The following is a 13,060-nucleotide window of genomic DNA, read 5'->3' on the forward strand; positions in this document are numbered from 1 at the left end:
TAATATTTGCAAATTTATAAAAAAATAAACCGCTTAGCAGAGCTAAGCGGTACGTTATGTGCGCATTATAAACACATTTATGATTTTTTATCAAATTCTGACCAATCAAGCATCATCTGTTCAGCTTCTTTTAAGAAAAAGTCCGGTGCTTCATAGTCTTTTGGTAAATCATCAATATCTTTTAATGCTTTTTTGCCTTCACGGGCAAAACGAGCATTAATATCTTTTAAGCGCTTGCTTTCATCTGCTTTATTTTCTTTCAGGCGTTCTTCTAAATTTAACGATAAAAACTTACGCTCATCACGTTCTTTTCGAATCGCAATATTCTCGTTTAATACTATAAACTCTGGGTTTTTAGCAATACGCTCTTGATGTTTCGCTGTTAATGCAGCAACCGCGTTACGAGCATTCCCAGCCTCTTTATAATTAGCTGCTGGAATTTTATCCCAAGGAAGCGCATTATCTTCAAAACTTTCACCTGTTTTTGCAGCATTAATGATTTCCGGGAATTTAATATCCGCCTCAACCCCTTTTAGCTGGGTACTTCCACCATTGATACGGTAGAATTTTTGAATCGTATATTGGATAAAACCAAGAGGCTCTTGATCCAAATCATATACAAAATTCAATGAACGGCTCTGTTGAACAGTTCCCTTACCAAAGGTTTGTTGCCCTACAATAATTGCACGGTTGTAATCTTGCATTGCCGCAGCGAAGATTTCAGAGGCTGAAGCACTATGGCGATTAATCATCACCATCACTTTTCCATCATAAACTGATTTTGATTCTGGATCTTCGTGTACTTTGATACGATTGAATGCGTCTTGTACTTGCACTACAGGCCCATCTTTAATAAATAAACCAGTTAATTCAATCACTTCAGTTAACGAACCACCACCGTTTTCACGTAAATCAATGATCAATCCTTCAACATTTTTTTTCTCTATTTGAGTAAGTAATTTACGTACATCTGAAGTCAAACCGATATAAAAAGTAGGGATCTTAATTACCCCTACATTTTTTCCATCTACTTTTTCTACCGTTAATTTAGCAGCACTATCCTCAATACGAACTTTATCACGCACAAGGGTAATAATTTTAGTTTTTCCACCTTTTTCAGGCTCAATTTCTAAACGAACTTTAGTGCCTTTTTTACCTTTGATTTTATCGACTACATTATCCAAACGCCAACCGATAACATCTTCAATCTCACCTCTCTCACCTTGACCTACACCGACAATTTTATCGCCGACTACCAGCTTCTTACTTTTAGCGGCAGGGGCTCCTGGCACTAATGCTCTAATGCTGGTTACATCATCTTCTTGGGTTAGCGTTGCACCAATTCCTTCTAGCGACAGATTCATGCTCTCTTGGAACGCTTTTGCCGCACGAGGAGACAAATAGCTAGTGTGGGGATCGATCTCACGAGAGAATGAATTTAAGTAAGTTTGTAAAATATCATCAGCCTTAACTTGAGTTAAACGCTTAATCGCAAAGTTATAACGTTTAGTGAGTGTTTTCTTAATTTCAAGCCATTTTTTATCTTTAAGATATAAATTGATAATATCGTTTTTAACTCGCTGCTCCCAAAGTGTATTTGCCTCTTCTACACTTTTTGGAAATGCGGCCTTCTCACGGTCAATCTCAATTTCATCATTCCCTTTTAAGTCAGGCTCTTTATCTAGTAAAGATAAGGCATAGCTATAACGCTCATAACGACGTTTAGACATTAACTCATACATTGCAAATGCTGCATCTAATTTACCAGCATATAAATCATCATCTAATGTTGTAGCATATTTACTACGCATTTCATCAATATCGGCTTGAAGAAAAGTATTATGAGAAGGATCAAGCCAATCGACATAGCGGTTAAAAACCTTCCCTGCAAACTCATCATTCAGTTGAAATTTATGATAATGCGATTGAGTTAATCGGGCTGTTACACGCTTGGTTGATAAGCTATGCTGCTCATTAGGTTTTGGCATCACAATCGCACTTTCTTTAATGTCCGGCTGAACGGCAAAAGCGTTTCCTATCATTAAACCTAGGGCTAGGGCAAAAATTTTATTTAATCTTGTTAATTTCATCTTCTTTTCCAAATAATCAAGCGGTCATTTTTTTGCAAAATTTTACTAAAATCCGACCGCTTGTAAGCACAAAGCGACTTGAAAACTATTTACGACCGAATTTATCTGCTAATGCAGCTAATTTTTCTTCTGAAGCTTTAGGTAAATTATCTATTGCTTTTTTCGCCTTAAATTCTGCACGCTTTTTCGCATTTTCTTCACGTGCTTTCTGTTTGAAGTACTCTTTACGTTGTGCTTTACGCTCTTGTGCTTTACGTTCTGCAACCACTTTCGCAGCAGCCAAAGCTTCTGCGGCGTGAGTAGCTTCGTCTTCTGTTACCACGCCAACTTCTTCACCCTGTAAGCCGACACGAGCAACATTAGCTTGGCTGGCAGCCAAGTAACGCCAAGAATTAGTGTAATTCCGCAATACTTGGCGCAATAACGTTTTACTGATTTTCTCATCATCTTTTAATGCTTCAGCTAATTCCTGAAACAACCCAACTTTCAATGGTTTTACTTCACCTTCAAGCGTGAAACAAAGCGGAAATTTCTCCGCTAAATAAGCAATCACTTCCTTGGTACTTGGATTGGTTTTATTCTGAGTTTGTTCTACTTTTTGCTCAATTTGCTCTGACATAATAAGTCCCATTTAATAAAAATCTAATAATTAGATAAGTGAAAATCTAACTGGATACTATATTTGATTTATAAGGCTTCGTCCATATAAATTCCACATTACGTTTACAAAAGAGATAGACTCTTTTTTCATTTGAATGTTCATAAAAGTATAAAAATGATTTGCTTAAAAAATGAATAAGTGGTGTAATGGCTCAAGCTGTTCGTGCGTTAATTAAAGTTGAATCTTGTTAGTTATTTTCCTCAAGGCAAGTGATTGATAGATACGTCTGTAATATCCCGTTTAGCTATCTTTTATCACTTTTTGTATTTATATAAGGAAAATTTTATGTCAGCAATTACCGGCACAGTAAAATGGTTCAACGCCACCAAAGGTTTTGGTTTTATCACCCCTGATCAAGGTGGCAAAGATGTATTCGTACACTTCTCTGCTATCGAAGCAAACGGCGGCTACCGCACATTAGAAGACGGTGCTAAAGTACAATTTGAAATCCAAGATTCAGAGCGTGGAGCTTCAGCCGTAAACGTGAAAACAATCTAATTTCAGCAAATTCAATGAATTTCGATAAAAATGCCGACAACTTGTCGGCATTTTTGCTATCAATTAATCTGTACTTCAAACCTTTTCGGCACAATAAAAATGGCAGGTAGGGTAAAAATTGCCATCAACCAAAATGTCAGGCTTGGGGAATGTTGATAGACCATTCCGGCAATAAAGGTAAATACTGCCATAAAAGCACAGCTTGCCAAGCCAAAATAGAGACCTTGTAATTTCGTCACACGCTCTGCCGATTGCATCGAAATATAGCGAATCATCGCAATATGAGCCGCCCCGAAGGTAATAGAATGTAGCATTTGCATTACAATAATCAGCACGATCTCTGTAGTACTACCCATTATTGCCCAACGAATCACTGCAAAAACGGCAGCTAAAATCATTAAATGGCTGATTTTCCACGATTTAAACAAGCGTTTAGAGACCAAAAAGAACAAAATTTCCGCCACCACCGCCAAGCCCCAAAACAGGCTAGTCATTGCGGTTGAAATACTGGCATTTGACCAATGAATGGTGCTGTAAGTGTAATAAGCGGCGTGCGAGGCTGAAATTAACGACACCGCGATCAACATTTTTAAGGTTTCCGGCTCTTTCAATAATTGGCGATAAGTTACGCTTGAAGTATTGGCTTTATTACCTTGTTCTTCAAACCCGACTTTGGGCGTAGCAAGCTGCCCTATTCCTAAAAAAACCAAGAAACCGATGATAATCCACACCACCGAATTTTCACCAAGCAAGCCGATAAGATAGCCGGCAGAAAGTGAGCCTACCACAAACGCCATTGAGCCGAATAACCTTGCTCTGCCGTAATCCAGCCCGATCTGATGTTGCCAAATTGAGGCAATGCTATCGGCTATCGGCATTGCCCCCGAATTGAACATTTGAAACAACATTAACACCGGAAAAAGTAGCCAAATGAAATCCCCTGAAAACAGCAACGCCACCGCAGCCGCAATATTCAGCCAAGTTAAACTGCGGGCGGTGGGAATGAGTTGGCTCACGGTTTTTACCCGTTGTGAGGCAAGCATACTGCCGGCAAAGCGGAACAAATAGCCAACTGCGGCAAATAAGCCGATCATTTCAGTCGAATAGCCGTGATGTTTAAGCCACACTGGCAAAAACGGCAACAACACGCCATAGGCACAAAAAAAGCCAAAGTAATTAAATGCCGCCCATTGGAACGGGGAAACTTTCATCATAACGATTGCTCCATTTCTCTGGCTCGATGAATTGCCGCCCACATTGCATCATCAACGGTTTTAGCAAGATCGTGCTGCTCAAACACCTCAAGGGCTTTCGCCGTTGTGCCTCCCTTTGAGGTCACATTTTCCCGCAAGGTCGAAAGTGGCGTAGTCGGGTTCGCTTCCACCAATTTCGTCGCCCCCAATGCGACAGATTGTACAAGCGTTCTTGCGTCCTGCTCGGAAAAGCCCATTTGCACCGCACTTTGCTGCATTGCCTCCATAAAACGGAAGAAATACGCCGGGCTTGAGCCGGTTATCGCAATAATGTGGTTGATTTGCTCCTCGGTTTCCACCCAGTAACATTTACCAACGGCTGACATCAACTGTTCGGCAAATTGGCAAGCGGTCGGATTTACCGATTTTTTTGCAAATAATCCGGTCATTCCTTCGCTGATTAAAGACGGGGTGTTTGGCATCGTGCGAATGATATTTTTCGCACTCGGCAACAGCGTTTCCAAGCGTTGCACAGAAATACCTGCTGCTACTGAAATCACCCATTTGTTGGAAAAATCAACATCGGCAAACTCGGCACACACTTGTGCCATCATCTGTGGTTTTACCGCCAGCACGATCACGTCAGCCTGCTCTACCGCCTCACGATTTGCAAAATTTGTCGCAATTCCGACCGCTTGTAACTCCTCTCGGCGAGCCAAATTACTTTTATTGCACGCAATGATTTGTTCGGCAGAATAACCGCTTTTTAATAAGCCTTGAATAATCGCATACGCCATATTTCCGGTGCCGATAAAGGCAAGTTTTTTCTCGTTCATTCGCAAATTCTCTACTGTGTTGGGTTGGGGTCTGTTAAAATAACACTATTCTACACCCGATAAAGGATATGCAAAAATGGTTTGGTTCAAAAATGTGATGATCTATAAATTAACCGGCGAGCTGGCGTTGGAAAGCAATAGCCTTAACGAGTTACAGCAAGAAACCCGCTTTACCCCTTGCAGCCAGCACGATATGAGCAAATTCGGCTGGGCTACGCCACTTACCGGCTCGGATTTACTGCATTTCTCACAAGCGAACCAATTTTTGCTGATTTCACACAAAGAAGATAAATTATTACCTGCTAATGTGGTGAAAGCCGAAACCGAGCAACGCATTGCAGAACTGGAAGAAAAAGAGGCTCGTAAGCTGAAAAAAACCGAAAAACAAGCCGTGAAAGATCAGATCGTTTCTGCGTTATTGCCTCGAGCATTCAGCAAACATCAATTCACCGCTCTTTGGTTGGATTTAGATAATCAGTTGGTTTATGTGGATGCAGCCTCGAGCAAACGGGCGGAAGATACGCTGGCGTTACTGCGAAAAACACTTGGCTCGTTGCCGGTTGTGCCGATTTCCTTTACCCTACCGCCGGCAGAGGTAATGACGAATTGGATCGCCAAAGGGCATACGCCAAGTTGGTTGAATTTGTTGGAAGAGGCAGAACTGAAATCTTTCGATACCGACAGCATTATTCGCTGTAAACGCCAAGATTTAGAGACGGAAGAAATCGCCCGGCACTTGCAAGCGGGCAAATTTATCACAAAACTTGCGATTGAATGGGAAGGGCATTTCAATTGCGTGTTAAATGAAGACGCCACGCTTTCACGCCTGAAGTTTGCCGATGAAGTGCGAGAGAAAAATGACGATATTCTCAAAGAAGATGTGGCTCAACGCTTTGATGCCGATTTCTTATTAATGACCGAAGAGCTGAAACTTTTCACCGAAAAAATGATTGCCGAATTTGGCGGAATTAAATCCAGAATTTAGAAAAAAATTTAAGGAAAGCAATGTTAGATCAAACCATTATCGACCAATATGACGCCTTGATTTTTGATATGGACGGCACATTAATTGACACGATGCCAAGCCACGCCAAGGCGTGGGAAAAGGTGGGCGAAGTGTTAGGCTACCCAATCAATCCAAAGCCAATGTACGAACTGAGTGGCTCAACCACTTTTGTGATTGCCCGAGAAATAATGCAACGCTCCAATATCCCCGAGCATTATTTTGAGCAAGTGGTACAACTAAAACGGGAATTTGGGATTGAAATGGTGTTAGCCAATGCCACTCTGTTGCCTGCCTTTGAGATTATTAAAGCTAACGTTGGCAAAAAACCAATGGCAATCGGCACAGGCTCACACCGTGCAATGGTGGAATTATTAGACCAAAAATTTAACTTACGTCAATATGTTTCGGTTATTGTAGATTCTGATGATGTAAGCAACCATAAGCCAGCCCCTGAAACCTTTTTAAAATGTGCGGAAAAACTTGGCATTGCCCCACACCGCTGTTTGGTGTTTGAAGATGCCGATTTAGGCGTGCAAGCCGCCCTCAACGGCAATATGAACGTGTTTGATGTACGTACGAATACGATAACTCACTCAACCCGTTAAAAATGATAGGTTTATATGAAAACAGAGTGGATTAAACATTTAATTCAACAATTAACCACGCTTTCCAAAGCCATCGAAAACTACTTTACCAGCGGTTCATTTGGGGTGAAATTCTACCTTTTTCTAATGCACCCTTGTTTTCGTAAAAGCTGTGCCTTTTTGATTTTTATTATTGGTATGGTTTCAAGTTTTAGCGGGCTATTTTATTTGGTGGCGGAACACATCACGATTTTATTTAGCGAAAGATCGCTCACCACTTACTTCCACCATAGCACCCTTGAATTGATGATTCCAGTCGGCACAATGATAGATGAAAAAATCAGCGAATTATCACCACTTTCGGTGGTAATGCGTTCAATGTTTGTGCTACAAGCAGTCGTTTTTTTCTTTATTTATGCAATCGGCATCACCCACATTGCTCACAACAAATTGCGGGTCATCGGCTTATTGCTTTCGCTATGCTTTGCGATTGGCTGCTCACTAGTTGCCGGTATTCAGCCAAGCAGTCGTGGCGAATTCGGCATTTACAATTTAGGGGCAAGCATTACGTTTTTAATCGGCAATTTAACGCTGATCATCGCAGGCTTCGATCTCTACCACCCTTCAATGCAATTTTTTAAACGCTTTAGCATTGGTGCGGGCGTTATCGGGGCAATCTGTATTTTAATCACGATTTTCCTACCAACCCTGTTTAGCCCGTTAATTGAACGAGCAGGTATTTATACCATTATGCTGTGGGAAATTTTAGCCGGTTTTGCCATCATTAAACGCCTGTTGAAATTGCCCTCATTCAGACAACAAGGATAACCAATGAAACAGATTTCCTTTATTCAACGCTATGCTCAACTGATTGAGCTACCGACCATTTCCAGCCTTGTTGCCGAAGAAGATTTATCGAACCGCCGTTTGATTGAATTGCTCGCCACTTGGCTGGCAGATTTCGGCTTTAAAACCGAGATTTTAGCGGTAGAAGGTAGCCATAATAAATACAATTTACTTGCGACCTATGGCGAGGGTGAGGGCGGTTTATTATTGGCAGGGCATACCGACACCGTGCCGTTTGATGAAGGAAAATGGCGCTTCAATCCATTCCAATTAACCGAAAAAGCAGGCAAACTCTACGGCTTAGGCACGGCAGATATGAAAGGCTTTTTCGCCTTTGTGGTGGAGGTTGTGAGCCAACTCGACCTAACCCAAATCAAAAAGCCGATTCGCATTCTTGCCACCGCTGATGAAGAAACCACAATGCTGGGGGCAAGAACCTTTGCTCAGCACAGCCACATTCGCCCCGATTGTGCGATTATTGGCGAGCCGACCTCGCTCAAACCGATTCGAGCCCACAAAGGGCATATTGGCGAATCGGTTCGCATTACCGGCAGAAGCGGACACTCCAGCGACCCCGCCAAAGGCATTAATGCGATTGAATTAATGCACCAATCTATCGGTTATTTAATGAAAATGCGTGATGAACTGCGAGAGAAATACCACAATCCGCTGTTCCAAGTCACCCACCCGACAATGAACTTCGGCAATATTCACGGCGGCGATGCCATTAACCGCATTTGTGCCTGTTGCGAATTGCAATTTGATATGCGACCACTACCGAATATGGCGGTGCAAGATTTGTATGCAATGGTAAACGAGCATTTAAAACCGATGCTGGAACAATATGGCGATTTAATTGAAATCCGCCATTTACACGATGGAATTCCGGGCTACGAATGCGAACACTCGGCACAAATCGTGCAAGTGGTTGAAAAGCTACTGGGCGAAAAATGCGATGCCGTCAATTACTGCACTGAAGCCCCATTCATTCAACAACTCTGCCCAACGCTGGTACTAGGCCCCGGCTCCATTGAACAAGCCCACCAGCCCGATGAGTTTTTGGAAATGAAATATATCGAACCGACAAAAGAGTTATTGACTAAATTGATTTATCATTTTTGTGGATAAATCAACAGAAACAAGCGCTCATTTTCGCCATACTTTTTGCAAAAGAATCGGCAAAAATGACCGCTTGATATTTAGTATTGAGTGACCTATAAACTTCCATACTTCATCATTGATTTAAGGAGATTCTGTTAGATAGGTATTAATCTCTAGCTAGGTCTTGGATACAAACGGCGAGAATGAATTATAGTAATAATATATACTTTTTCTAGGTGTATCTCATAGACAATACGATAATTGCGGCAGAATGTTTCTAATGTGCCATCTTCTCTACGTCGCCCTATTGTAGGCATAAATGCAATGAGATCGAGTTTATTTTGTAATTGTTCCCAAAGTGAAACTACGCTCAACCAATGCCCTGTATAATCTTCTACCGACTGTAAAATCTCAATGACATTAGACCTTGCGGTAAGTGACAGCTCCCAAGATTTAGGCATAATTAACCTCAAACAAATTTTCATTTTCTCGTAATTGCTGACGTTTCTGCATATCCGCAAATAAATGATTTAATTCGTTATTGATTTGTTCTTTGGTAAAGGTTTCTCCTCGAGCTATTGCTTCTTGACCAGCTTTAATTTGCTCTGCAAGAAACTCATCATATCCTTGTTCTTTGAATAGCATATTCTGCTCCTTTGATTTGTGTCTTGATTCCACTATGTTCAAGACATAGTTTAAGTTTAAATCTACGCTCAAAGCAATGAAGAGTCAAGGGAATCCTTATGTTGATAGGGTGTGCATATTTTTCGAGTCAAATGAATTAAAAATCATCATTACGATCATCCACTCATAGATTTTATCTTCCTATCTAAGGTCATCTTCTTATATCAAACAAGCGGTCTAAATTTGCAAAAAAATGACAAATTTAGACCGCTTGTGAGTTACAAAAATATAAACTAATTGAGCTTATCAATTACTGCGCATAACTAAATACTTTCACCACTTTGGTTACTCCACCTACATTGCGAGCGGCTTCGGCGGCGGCATCAGCTTGGTTTTGGCTGACTTTGCCCATTAAAAACACTTCGCCGTTTTCGGTGACGACTTTCACTTCGGTGGCTTTTACCTCGCCATTTACTAACAGTTTGGATTTCACTTGGGTGGTAATCCAGCTGTCTTGTGTAATCTGTCCAAAGCCGATTTTTTCGCCTTGGCGGATTTCGTTGTAAATTTCCGTCACGCCCTCCGCCCCAGCAGCGAGGTTTTTCGCATTTTCCACTACGTCCATACTTGGTGCTTGCCCGATTAATAACACTTTGCCGTTGTAAGCCACCACGTTAATTCGGGCTTCTTGTTTGATTTGCTCGTCTTTATTAATGTTGTAAGCGACTTTTTCTTCTAAAATTTCATCATCAACTTGCGTGCCGGTGGTGCGTGGGTCTGTCGCCACTTTAGTTGCAACCGCCACAGAAGTCACCACCGCCGTGGTGATACAACCTTGTAAAGAGATAAAACCTAATACTAATAGGCTGCCCTTTAATAGTTTATTTGCTAATTTGTTCATAATCTCTCCTTACGAAAATAGTAAATGGTCGATAAGTTCACATAATAAATTCACATAAAAATGATGGCTTTCAATCACCCTCAGTTGATTGGTGGAAGGGGCTGAAATTTCAATATCACTTTCATCTAATAAGCCGAGTGTGTGGTCGTTATTACTGCCTGTTAAAGCAATAATATCTAAATCTAAATGTTGATTTTTCGCCGTATGAATAGCTTGCAATATACATTCTTCATTACCCACAGGCGAAAAAACAATGAAGAGATCACCCTCTTTTGCAACCGCCTGCAACTGTTTTTTATAAACAGCCTCTAACTCGTTATCTTGTGCCACAACTCCTGCCAATACACCGCTTAATTGCAGTTGTACGGCAGCAAAACTCGGTCTTGCCAGTTCATAACGGTGAAGTAAGTGGCTGACCAATAATTCGGCATTACCGTAAGAGCGACCGTGTCCGCAGACGATAACTTTATCGCCACGCAACAAACAGGCAACAATGCGGTTTGCCGCTTCACTTAATTTAGCCGGCAATAGCTCAGCGGCGGAAATTTGGGTTTGAATACTTTCGGTAAATCTATCTTGGATTTTATTTAACATTCTTTCTAACCTAAAAAGTTAGGAATCCACACAGGCGTTTGGTTTCCTTCAAAAGCAACCACATCAAAACGGCAATTTGCAGTTTCTAAACTTTGGTTTTGTTTAAGCAACCACATATTAGCGGCATTTTGCCATTTTTGTTGCTTGCGGTAATCAATACTCTCAACGGCTGAACCGAAGCGGTTGCTTTTACGCTGGCGAACTTCTACAAACACAACGGTTTGTCCGTCTTGCATAATCAGATCCAGTTCGCCACCTTTAAATGCTTGGTTAGCGGCAACAAAACGAAGCCCTTGCTGTTCTAAAAACACTCGGGCTTTTTGTTCATAAAACGAGCCTTGTTCCCGTTTATTAATAAGCTTGTTGAATAGCTCCATTGCGATATTGCATCCAAGATAAACTACGTTCAATATTACAATGTTGTCCGGCTTTTAACTCACCGGTTAAACCTGAAATTTTGTAGCCCGGAATATGGCGGAATTCATTGAATTTGGTTGCCAATGACCACGCATCAGCCCCCATTGCGTATAAACGCATCATTGAGAAATCGCTATTGGCTAAATTCTCGGCTTTTTTATATTCACTAGAACTTTGATCAGCTAACAGTGGCACTTCACTAAATTTTACCCCTTCCATTGAAGTGTAAAAATCAATGCCGTTATTTGGCGAATTACTGCGAGATGAGGTATAGATCGCTAAACGATCTTTTAAGGTTGAGCTATCAATACCTTGTTTAATTTCTAATACTTGCTCGGCATTCCCCAAAATATATAAAGCTGCTTTGCTCACACCTGCATTTTGAATAGCGGCAACGGCATCAAGCGGTTGATTGTAGTAACGCACATCAGCATCGCTATTGGTAAGCTGACGCCAGCGTTTGGCAAAGGCTTCTGCCGAGCGGTTGCCGTAGTCATCTTGAGGGGCCGCAACGATAGCGACACTATTACCGTCTTGATAAATTTTTTCCGCCCCTGATTGTGCCTCAGATTCAGGAGATAAACCGTAGTAACACACCTGAGCAATATTACGCACATTTTCAGTGGCATTCAGTGCCAAAATATTCACGTTTTGGATTTCTGGGCTAAGTAGCATTTCATCAACACGAGATTTGAGCAATGGCCCGACAATCACATTTGCCCCTTGCTGTTTTGCCTGTGAAATTAAGGAATTAACATCAGATGAATCGGTATCAAAAGTTTGCACTGCGGTTGAGTCATCAGCCTTAGCATCATTAAAACCACGCTTGATAATATCACCCAAAATTTTTGCATCACCACTTAGAGGCAATAGCAATGCGACACTGTTTAACTGGGTTTGTTGGAAATTACTCACCCCTTGTAATTCCGTTGGCATTACGGCAACCGCACTATGGCTCGGGTATTGGGCTTTCCAATTATTAATTGCTTGTGGCATTTGTGCCGGTGTCGTCACATTTTGATTATAGATATTAATTAATGCCAACCAACCAGCAAGCTCCATCTCACCCGCTTCAGGCACAGTTTTTTCCAGCATTCCTCGATTTGCATCACGCAAGGTTTGCCAAATAATATCGTTATTTTCTTGGCGTTCACGGTTCATTTTATAGAAATTGTTAAGTTGCGATCTTGCACGCACAATGCCAATCACATCTTTCTGATTGGCAGCAATACGGGCTTGGGTTTGAATATAACGCAAACGCTGTGCCGAACTTAATAGCGGATCTTGAATGGCTTTTAATTGGCTTGTTGCTTGCTCGTTTTTCCCTTGTAAGGCGGCAAGCTGGGCGGAAACCAAGGCATACTCTAACTTTTGCACCTCGTTCATCTCTGCGGTCAGAATTTCACTAAAGGTATTTTGAGCCTCATATTCCTTATTTTCATCAATTAATTTGCGTACAGCTAAAAGTTGATACGAAATTTTATCTTCCGCTTCTTTGGTTTGATCTGCTTTATTAATATAGAATTCCGAGCTTGAATAGGCTTCATTTTTAATGGATTCGGTGACAGGATTTACCGATGTACAGGCAGAAATGAATAATGCAATCGCCGTTGGCACCAATGCTTTTTTCATTGTATGGTTTAAAATAGTTGCCATTGTCAGATCCTCAATAGAATATAATGTGCTAAATTTAATGTGAAATCTTACTT

At 41.2% G+C, this 13,060-nt stretch carries 15 protein-coding genes; 5 read left to right on the forward strand and 10 right to left on the reverse strand.

Going from position 1 to position 13,060, the window contains the following annotated elements; translation table 11 throughout:
- Nucleotides 1-77: 77 nt before the first annotated feature.
- Both prc and proQ read right to left on the reverse strand, forming a co-directional pair.
- On the reverse strand, nt 78-2,090 hold the full coding sequence (gene prc / locus EDC41_RS06105; protein ID WP_006250869.1) for a carboxy terminal-processing peptidase: 2,013 nt from the start codon (nt 2,088-2,090) through the stop codon (nt 78-80).
- A gap of 85 nt (nt 2,091-2,175) precedes the next feature.
- Nucleotides 2,176-2,709: an RNA chaperone ProQ gene (gene proQ, locus EDC41_RS06110; RefSeq protein WP_006250868.1), complete on the reverse strand. Its 534-nt coding sequence runs from the start codon at nt 2,707-2,709 to the stop codon at nt 2,176-2,178.
- A gap of 327 nt (nt 2,710-3,036) precedes the next feature.
- Here proQ and EDC41_RS06115 point away from each other — a divergent pair, with 327 nt between their 5' ends.
- The gene (locus EDC41_RS06115; RefSeq protein WP_006250370.1) at nt 3,037-3,249 is read left to right on the forward strand and encodes a cold-shock protein; all 213 of its coding nucleotides are present in this window, start codon (nt 3,037-3,039) and stop codon (nt 3,247-3,249) included.
- Nucleotides 3,250-3,308: 59 nt separating this feature from the next.
- On the opposite strand, the gene EDC41_RS06120 is transcribed toward EDC41_RS06115, so the two are convergent.
- Nucleotides 3,309-4,463 carry a 3-phenylpropionate MFS transporter gene (locus EDC41_RS06120; protein ID WP_006250867.1) on the reverse strand — a complete coding sequence of 385 codons (1,155 nt, stop codon included), beginning with the start codon at nt 4,461-4,463 and terminating at the stop codon, nt 3,309-3,311.
- Nucleotides 4,460-5,278 (reverse strand): pyrroline-5-carboxylate reductase, encoded by an 819-nt coding sequence (gene proC, locus EDC41_RS06125; protein ID WP_006250866.1) that lies wholly within the window; start codon nt 5,276-5,278, stop codon nt 4,460-4,462. Before proC ends, EDC41_RS06120 begins: the two co-directional genes overlap by 4 nt.
- Nucleotides 5,279-5,354: 76 nt before the next feature.
- Here proC and rdgC point away from each other — a divergent pair, with 76 nt between their 5' ends.
- The 4 genes from rdgC to argE are packed head-to-tail and all read left to right on the forward strand — an operon-like array spanning nt 5,355 to nt 8,842.
- On the forward strand, nt 5,355-6,263 hold the full coding sequence (gene rdgC / locus EDC41_RS06130) for a recombination-associated protein RdgC (protein WP_006250865.1): 909 nt from the start codon (nt 5,355-5,357) through the stop codon (nt 6,261-6,263).
- A gap of 20 nt (nt 6,264-6,283) precedes the next feature.
- Nucleotides 6,284-6,889, forward strand: coding sequence for a beta-phosphoglucomutase family hydrolase (locus EDC41_RS06135; RefSeq protein ID WP_006250366.1), 606 nt, complete (start codon nt 6,284-6,286; stop codon nt 6,887-6,889).
- Nucleotides 6,890-6,904: 15 nt separating this feature from the next.
- On the forward strand, nt 6,905-7,696 hold the full coding sequence (locus EDC41_RS06140; protein WP_115262483.1) for a DUF998 domain-containing protein: 792 nt from the start codon (nt 6,905-6,907) through the stop codon (nt 7,694-7,696).
- Nucleotides 7,697-7,699: 3 nt separating this feature from the next.
- Nucleotides 7,700-8,842: an acetylornithine deacetylase gene (gene argE, locus EDC41_RS06145; RefSeq protein WP_006250863.1), complete on the forward strand. Its 1,143-nt coding sequence runs from the start codon at nt 7,700-7,702 to the stop codon at nt 8,840-8,842.
- 146 nt (nt 8,843-8,988) lie between these two features.
- Here the strand turns inward: argE and EDC41_RS06150 are convergent, their stop codons facing one another.
- The 6 genes from EDC41_RS06150 to EDC41_RS06175 all read right to left on the reverse strand — a co-directional run bounded on the left by EDC41_RS06150 (nt 8,989) and on the right by EDC41_RS06175 (nt 13,007).
- Entirely contained in the window at nt 8,989-9,276 is a 288-nt protein-coding gene (locus EDC41_RS06150; protein WP_020824245.1) for a type II toxin-antitoxin system RelE/ParE family toxin, read from the reverse strand.
- The gene (locus tag EDC41_RS06155; protein ID WP_006250361.1) at nt 9,269-9,460 is read right to left on the reverse strand and encodes a hypothetical protein; all 192 of its coding nucleotides are present in this window, start codon (nt 9,458-9,460) and stop codon (nt 9,269-9,271) included. Before EDC41_RS06155 ends, EDC41_RS06150 begins: the two co-directional genes overlap by 8 nt.
- 289 nt (nt 9,461-9,749) lie before the next feature.
- Nucleotides 9,750-10,340, reverse strand: coding sequence for a division/outer membrane stress-associated lipid-binding lipoprotein (dolP, locus tag EDC41_RS06160; protein ID WP_006250862.1), 591 nt, complete (start codon nt 10,338-10,340; stop codon nt 9,750-9,752).
- Nucleotides 10,341-10,349: 9 nt separating this feature from the next.
- Nucleotides 10,350-10,934: a D-sedoheptulose-7-phosphate isomerase gene (locus tag EDC41_RS06165; RefSeq protein ID WP_006250861.1), complete on the reverse strand. Its 585-nt coding sequence runs from the start codon at nt 10,932-10,934 to the stop codon at nt 10,350-10,352.
- A 5-nt stretch (nt 10,935-10,939) separates the two neighbouring features.
- A complete protein-coding gene (locus tag EDC41_RS06170; RefSeq protein ID WP_006250860.1) occupies nt 10,940-11,311 on the reverse strand; it encodes a YraN family protein in 372 nt (123 codons plus the stop codon).
- Complete coding sequence (locus EDC41_RS06175) at nt 11,286-13,007, reverse strand: penicillin-binding protein activator (RefSeq protein ID WP_006250357.1); 1,722 nt, start codon at nt 13,005-13,007, stop codon at nt 11,286-11,288. Before EDC41_RS06175 ends, EDC41_RS06170 begins: the two co-directional genes overlap by 26 nt.
- Nucleotides 13,008-13,060: the final 53 nt, after the last annotated feature.

This window comes from Mannheimia haemolytica (assembly GCF_004342115.1).
GTDB lineage: Bacteria > Pseudomonadota > Gammaproteobacteria > Enterobacterales > Pasteurellaceae > Mannheimia > Mannheimia haemolytica.

Excerpts from the sequence above, each read along its gene's own strand:
- prc (WP_006250869.1), bottom strand. The coding sequence starts at position 2,090 with ATGAAATTAACAAGATTAAATAAAATTTTTGCCCTAGCCCTAGGTTTA.
- proQ (WP_006250868.1), bottom strand. The coding sequence starts at position 2,709 with ATGTCAGAGCAAATTGAGCAAAAAGTAGAACAAACTCAGAATAAAACC.
- EDC41_RS06115 (WP_006250370.1), top strand. The coding sequence starts at position 3,037 with ATGTCAGCAATTACCGGCACAGTAAAATGGTTCAACGCCACCAAAGGT.
- EDC41_RS06120 (WP_006250867.1), bottom strand. The coding sequence starts at position 4,463 with ATGATGAAAGTTTCCCCGTTCCAATGGGCGGCATTTAATTACTTTGGC.
- proC (WP_006250866.1), bottom strand. The coding sequence starts at position 5,278 with ATGAACGAGAAAAAACTTGCCTTTATCGGCACCGGAAATATGGCGTAT.
- rdgC (WP_006250865.1), top strand. The coding sequence starts at position 5,355 with ATGGTTTGGTTCAAAAATGTGATGATCTATAAATTAACCGGCGAGCTG.
- EDC41_RS06135 (WP_006250366.1), top strand. The coding sequence starts at position 6,284 with ATGTTAGATCAAACCATTATCGACCAATATGACGCCTTGATTTTTGAT.
- EDC41_RS06140 (WP_115262483.1), top strand. The coding sequence starts at position 6,905 with ATGAAAACAGAGTGGATTAAACATTTAATTCAACAATTAACCACGCTT.
- argE (WP_006250863.1), top strand. The coding sequence starts at position 7,700 with ATGAAACAGATTTCCTTTATTCAACGCTATGCTCAACTGATTGAGCTA.
- EDC41_RS06150 (WP_020824245.1), bottom strand. The coding sequence starts at position 9,276 with ATGCCTAAATCTTGGGAGCTGTCACTTACCGCAAGGTCTAATGTCATT.
- EDC41_RS06155 (WP_006250361.1), bottom strand. The coding sequence starts at position 9,460 with ATGCTATTCAAAGAACAAGGATATGATGAGTTTCTTGCAGAGCAAATT.
- dolP (WP_006250862.1), bottom strand. The coding sequence starts at position 10,340 with ATGAACAAATTAGCAAATAAACTATTAAAGGGCAGCCTATTAGTATTA.
- EDC41_RS06165 (WP_006250861.1), bottom strand. The coding sequence starts at position 10,934 with ATGTTAAATAAAATCCAAGATAGATTTACCGAAAGTATTCAAACCCAA.
- EDC41_RS06170 (WP_006250860.1), bottom strand. The coding sequence starts at position 11,311 with ATGGAGCTATTCAACAAGCTTATTAATAAACGGGAACAAGGCTCGTTT.
- EDC41_RS06175 (WP_006250357.1), bottom strand. The coding sequence starts at position 13,007 with ATGGCAACTATTTTAAACCATACAATGAAAAAAGCATTGGTGCCAACG.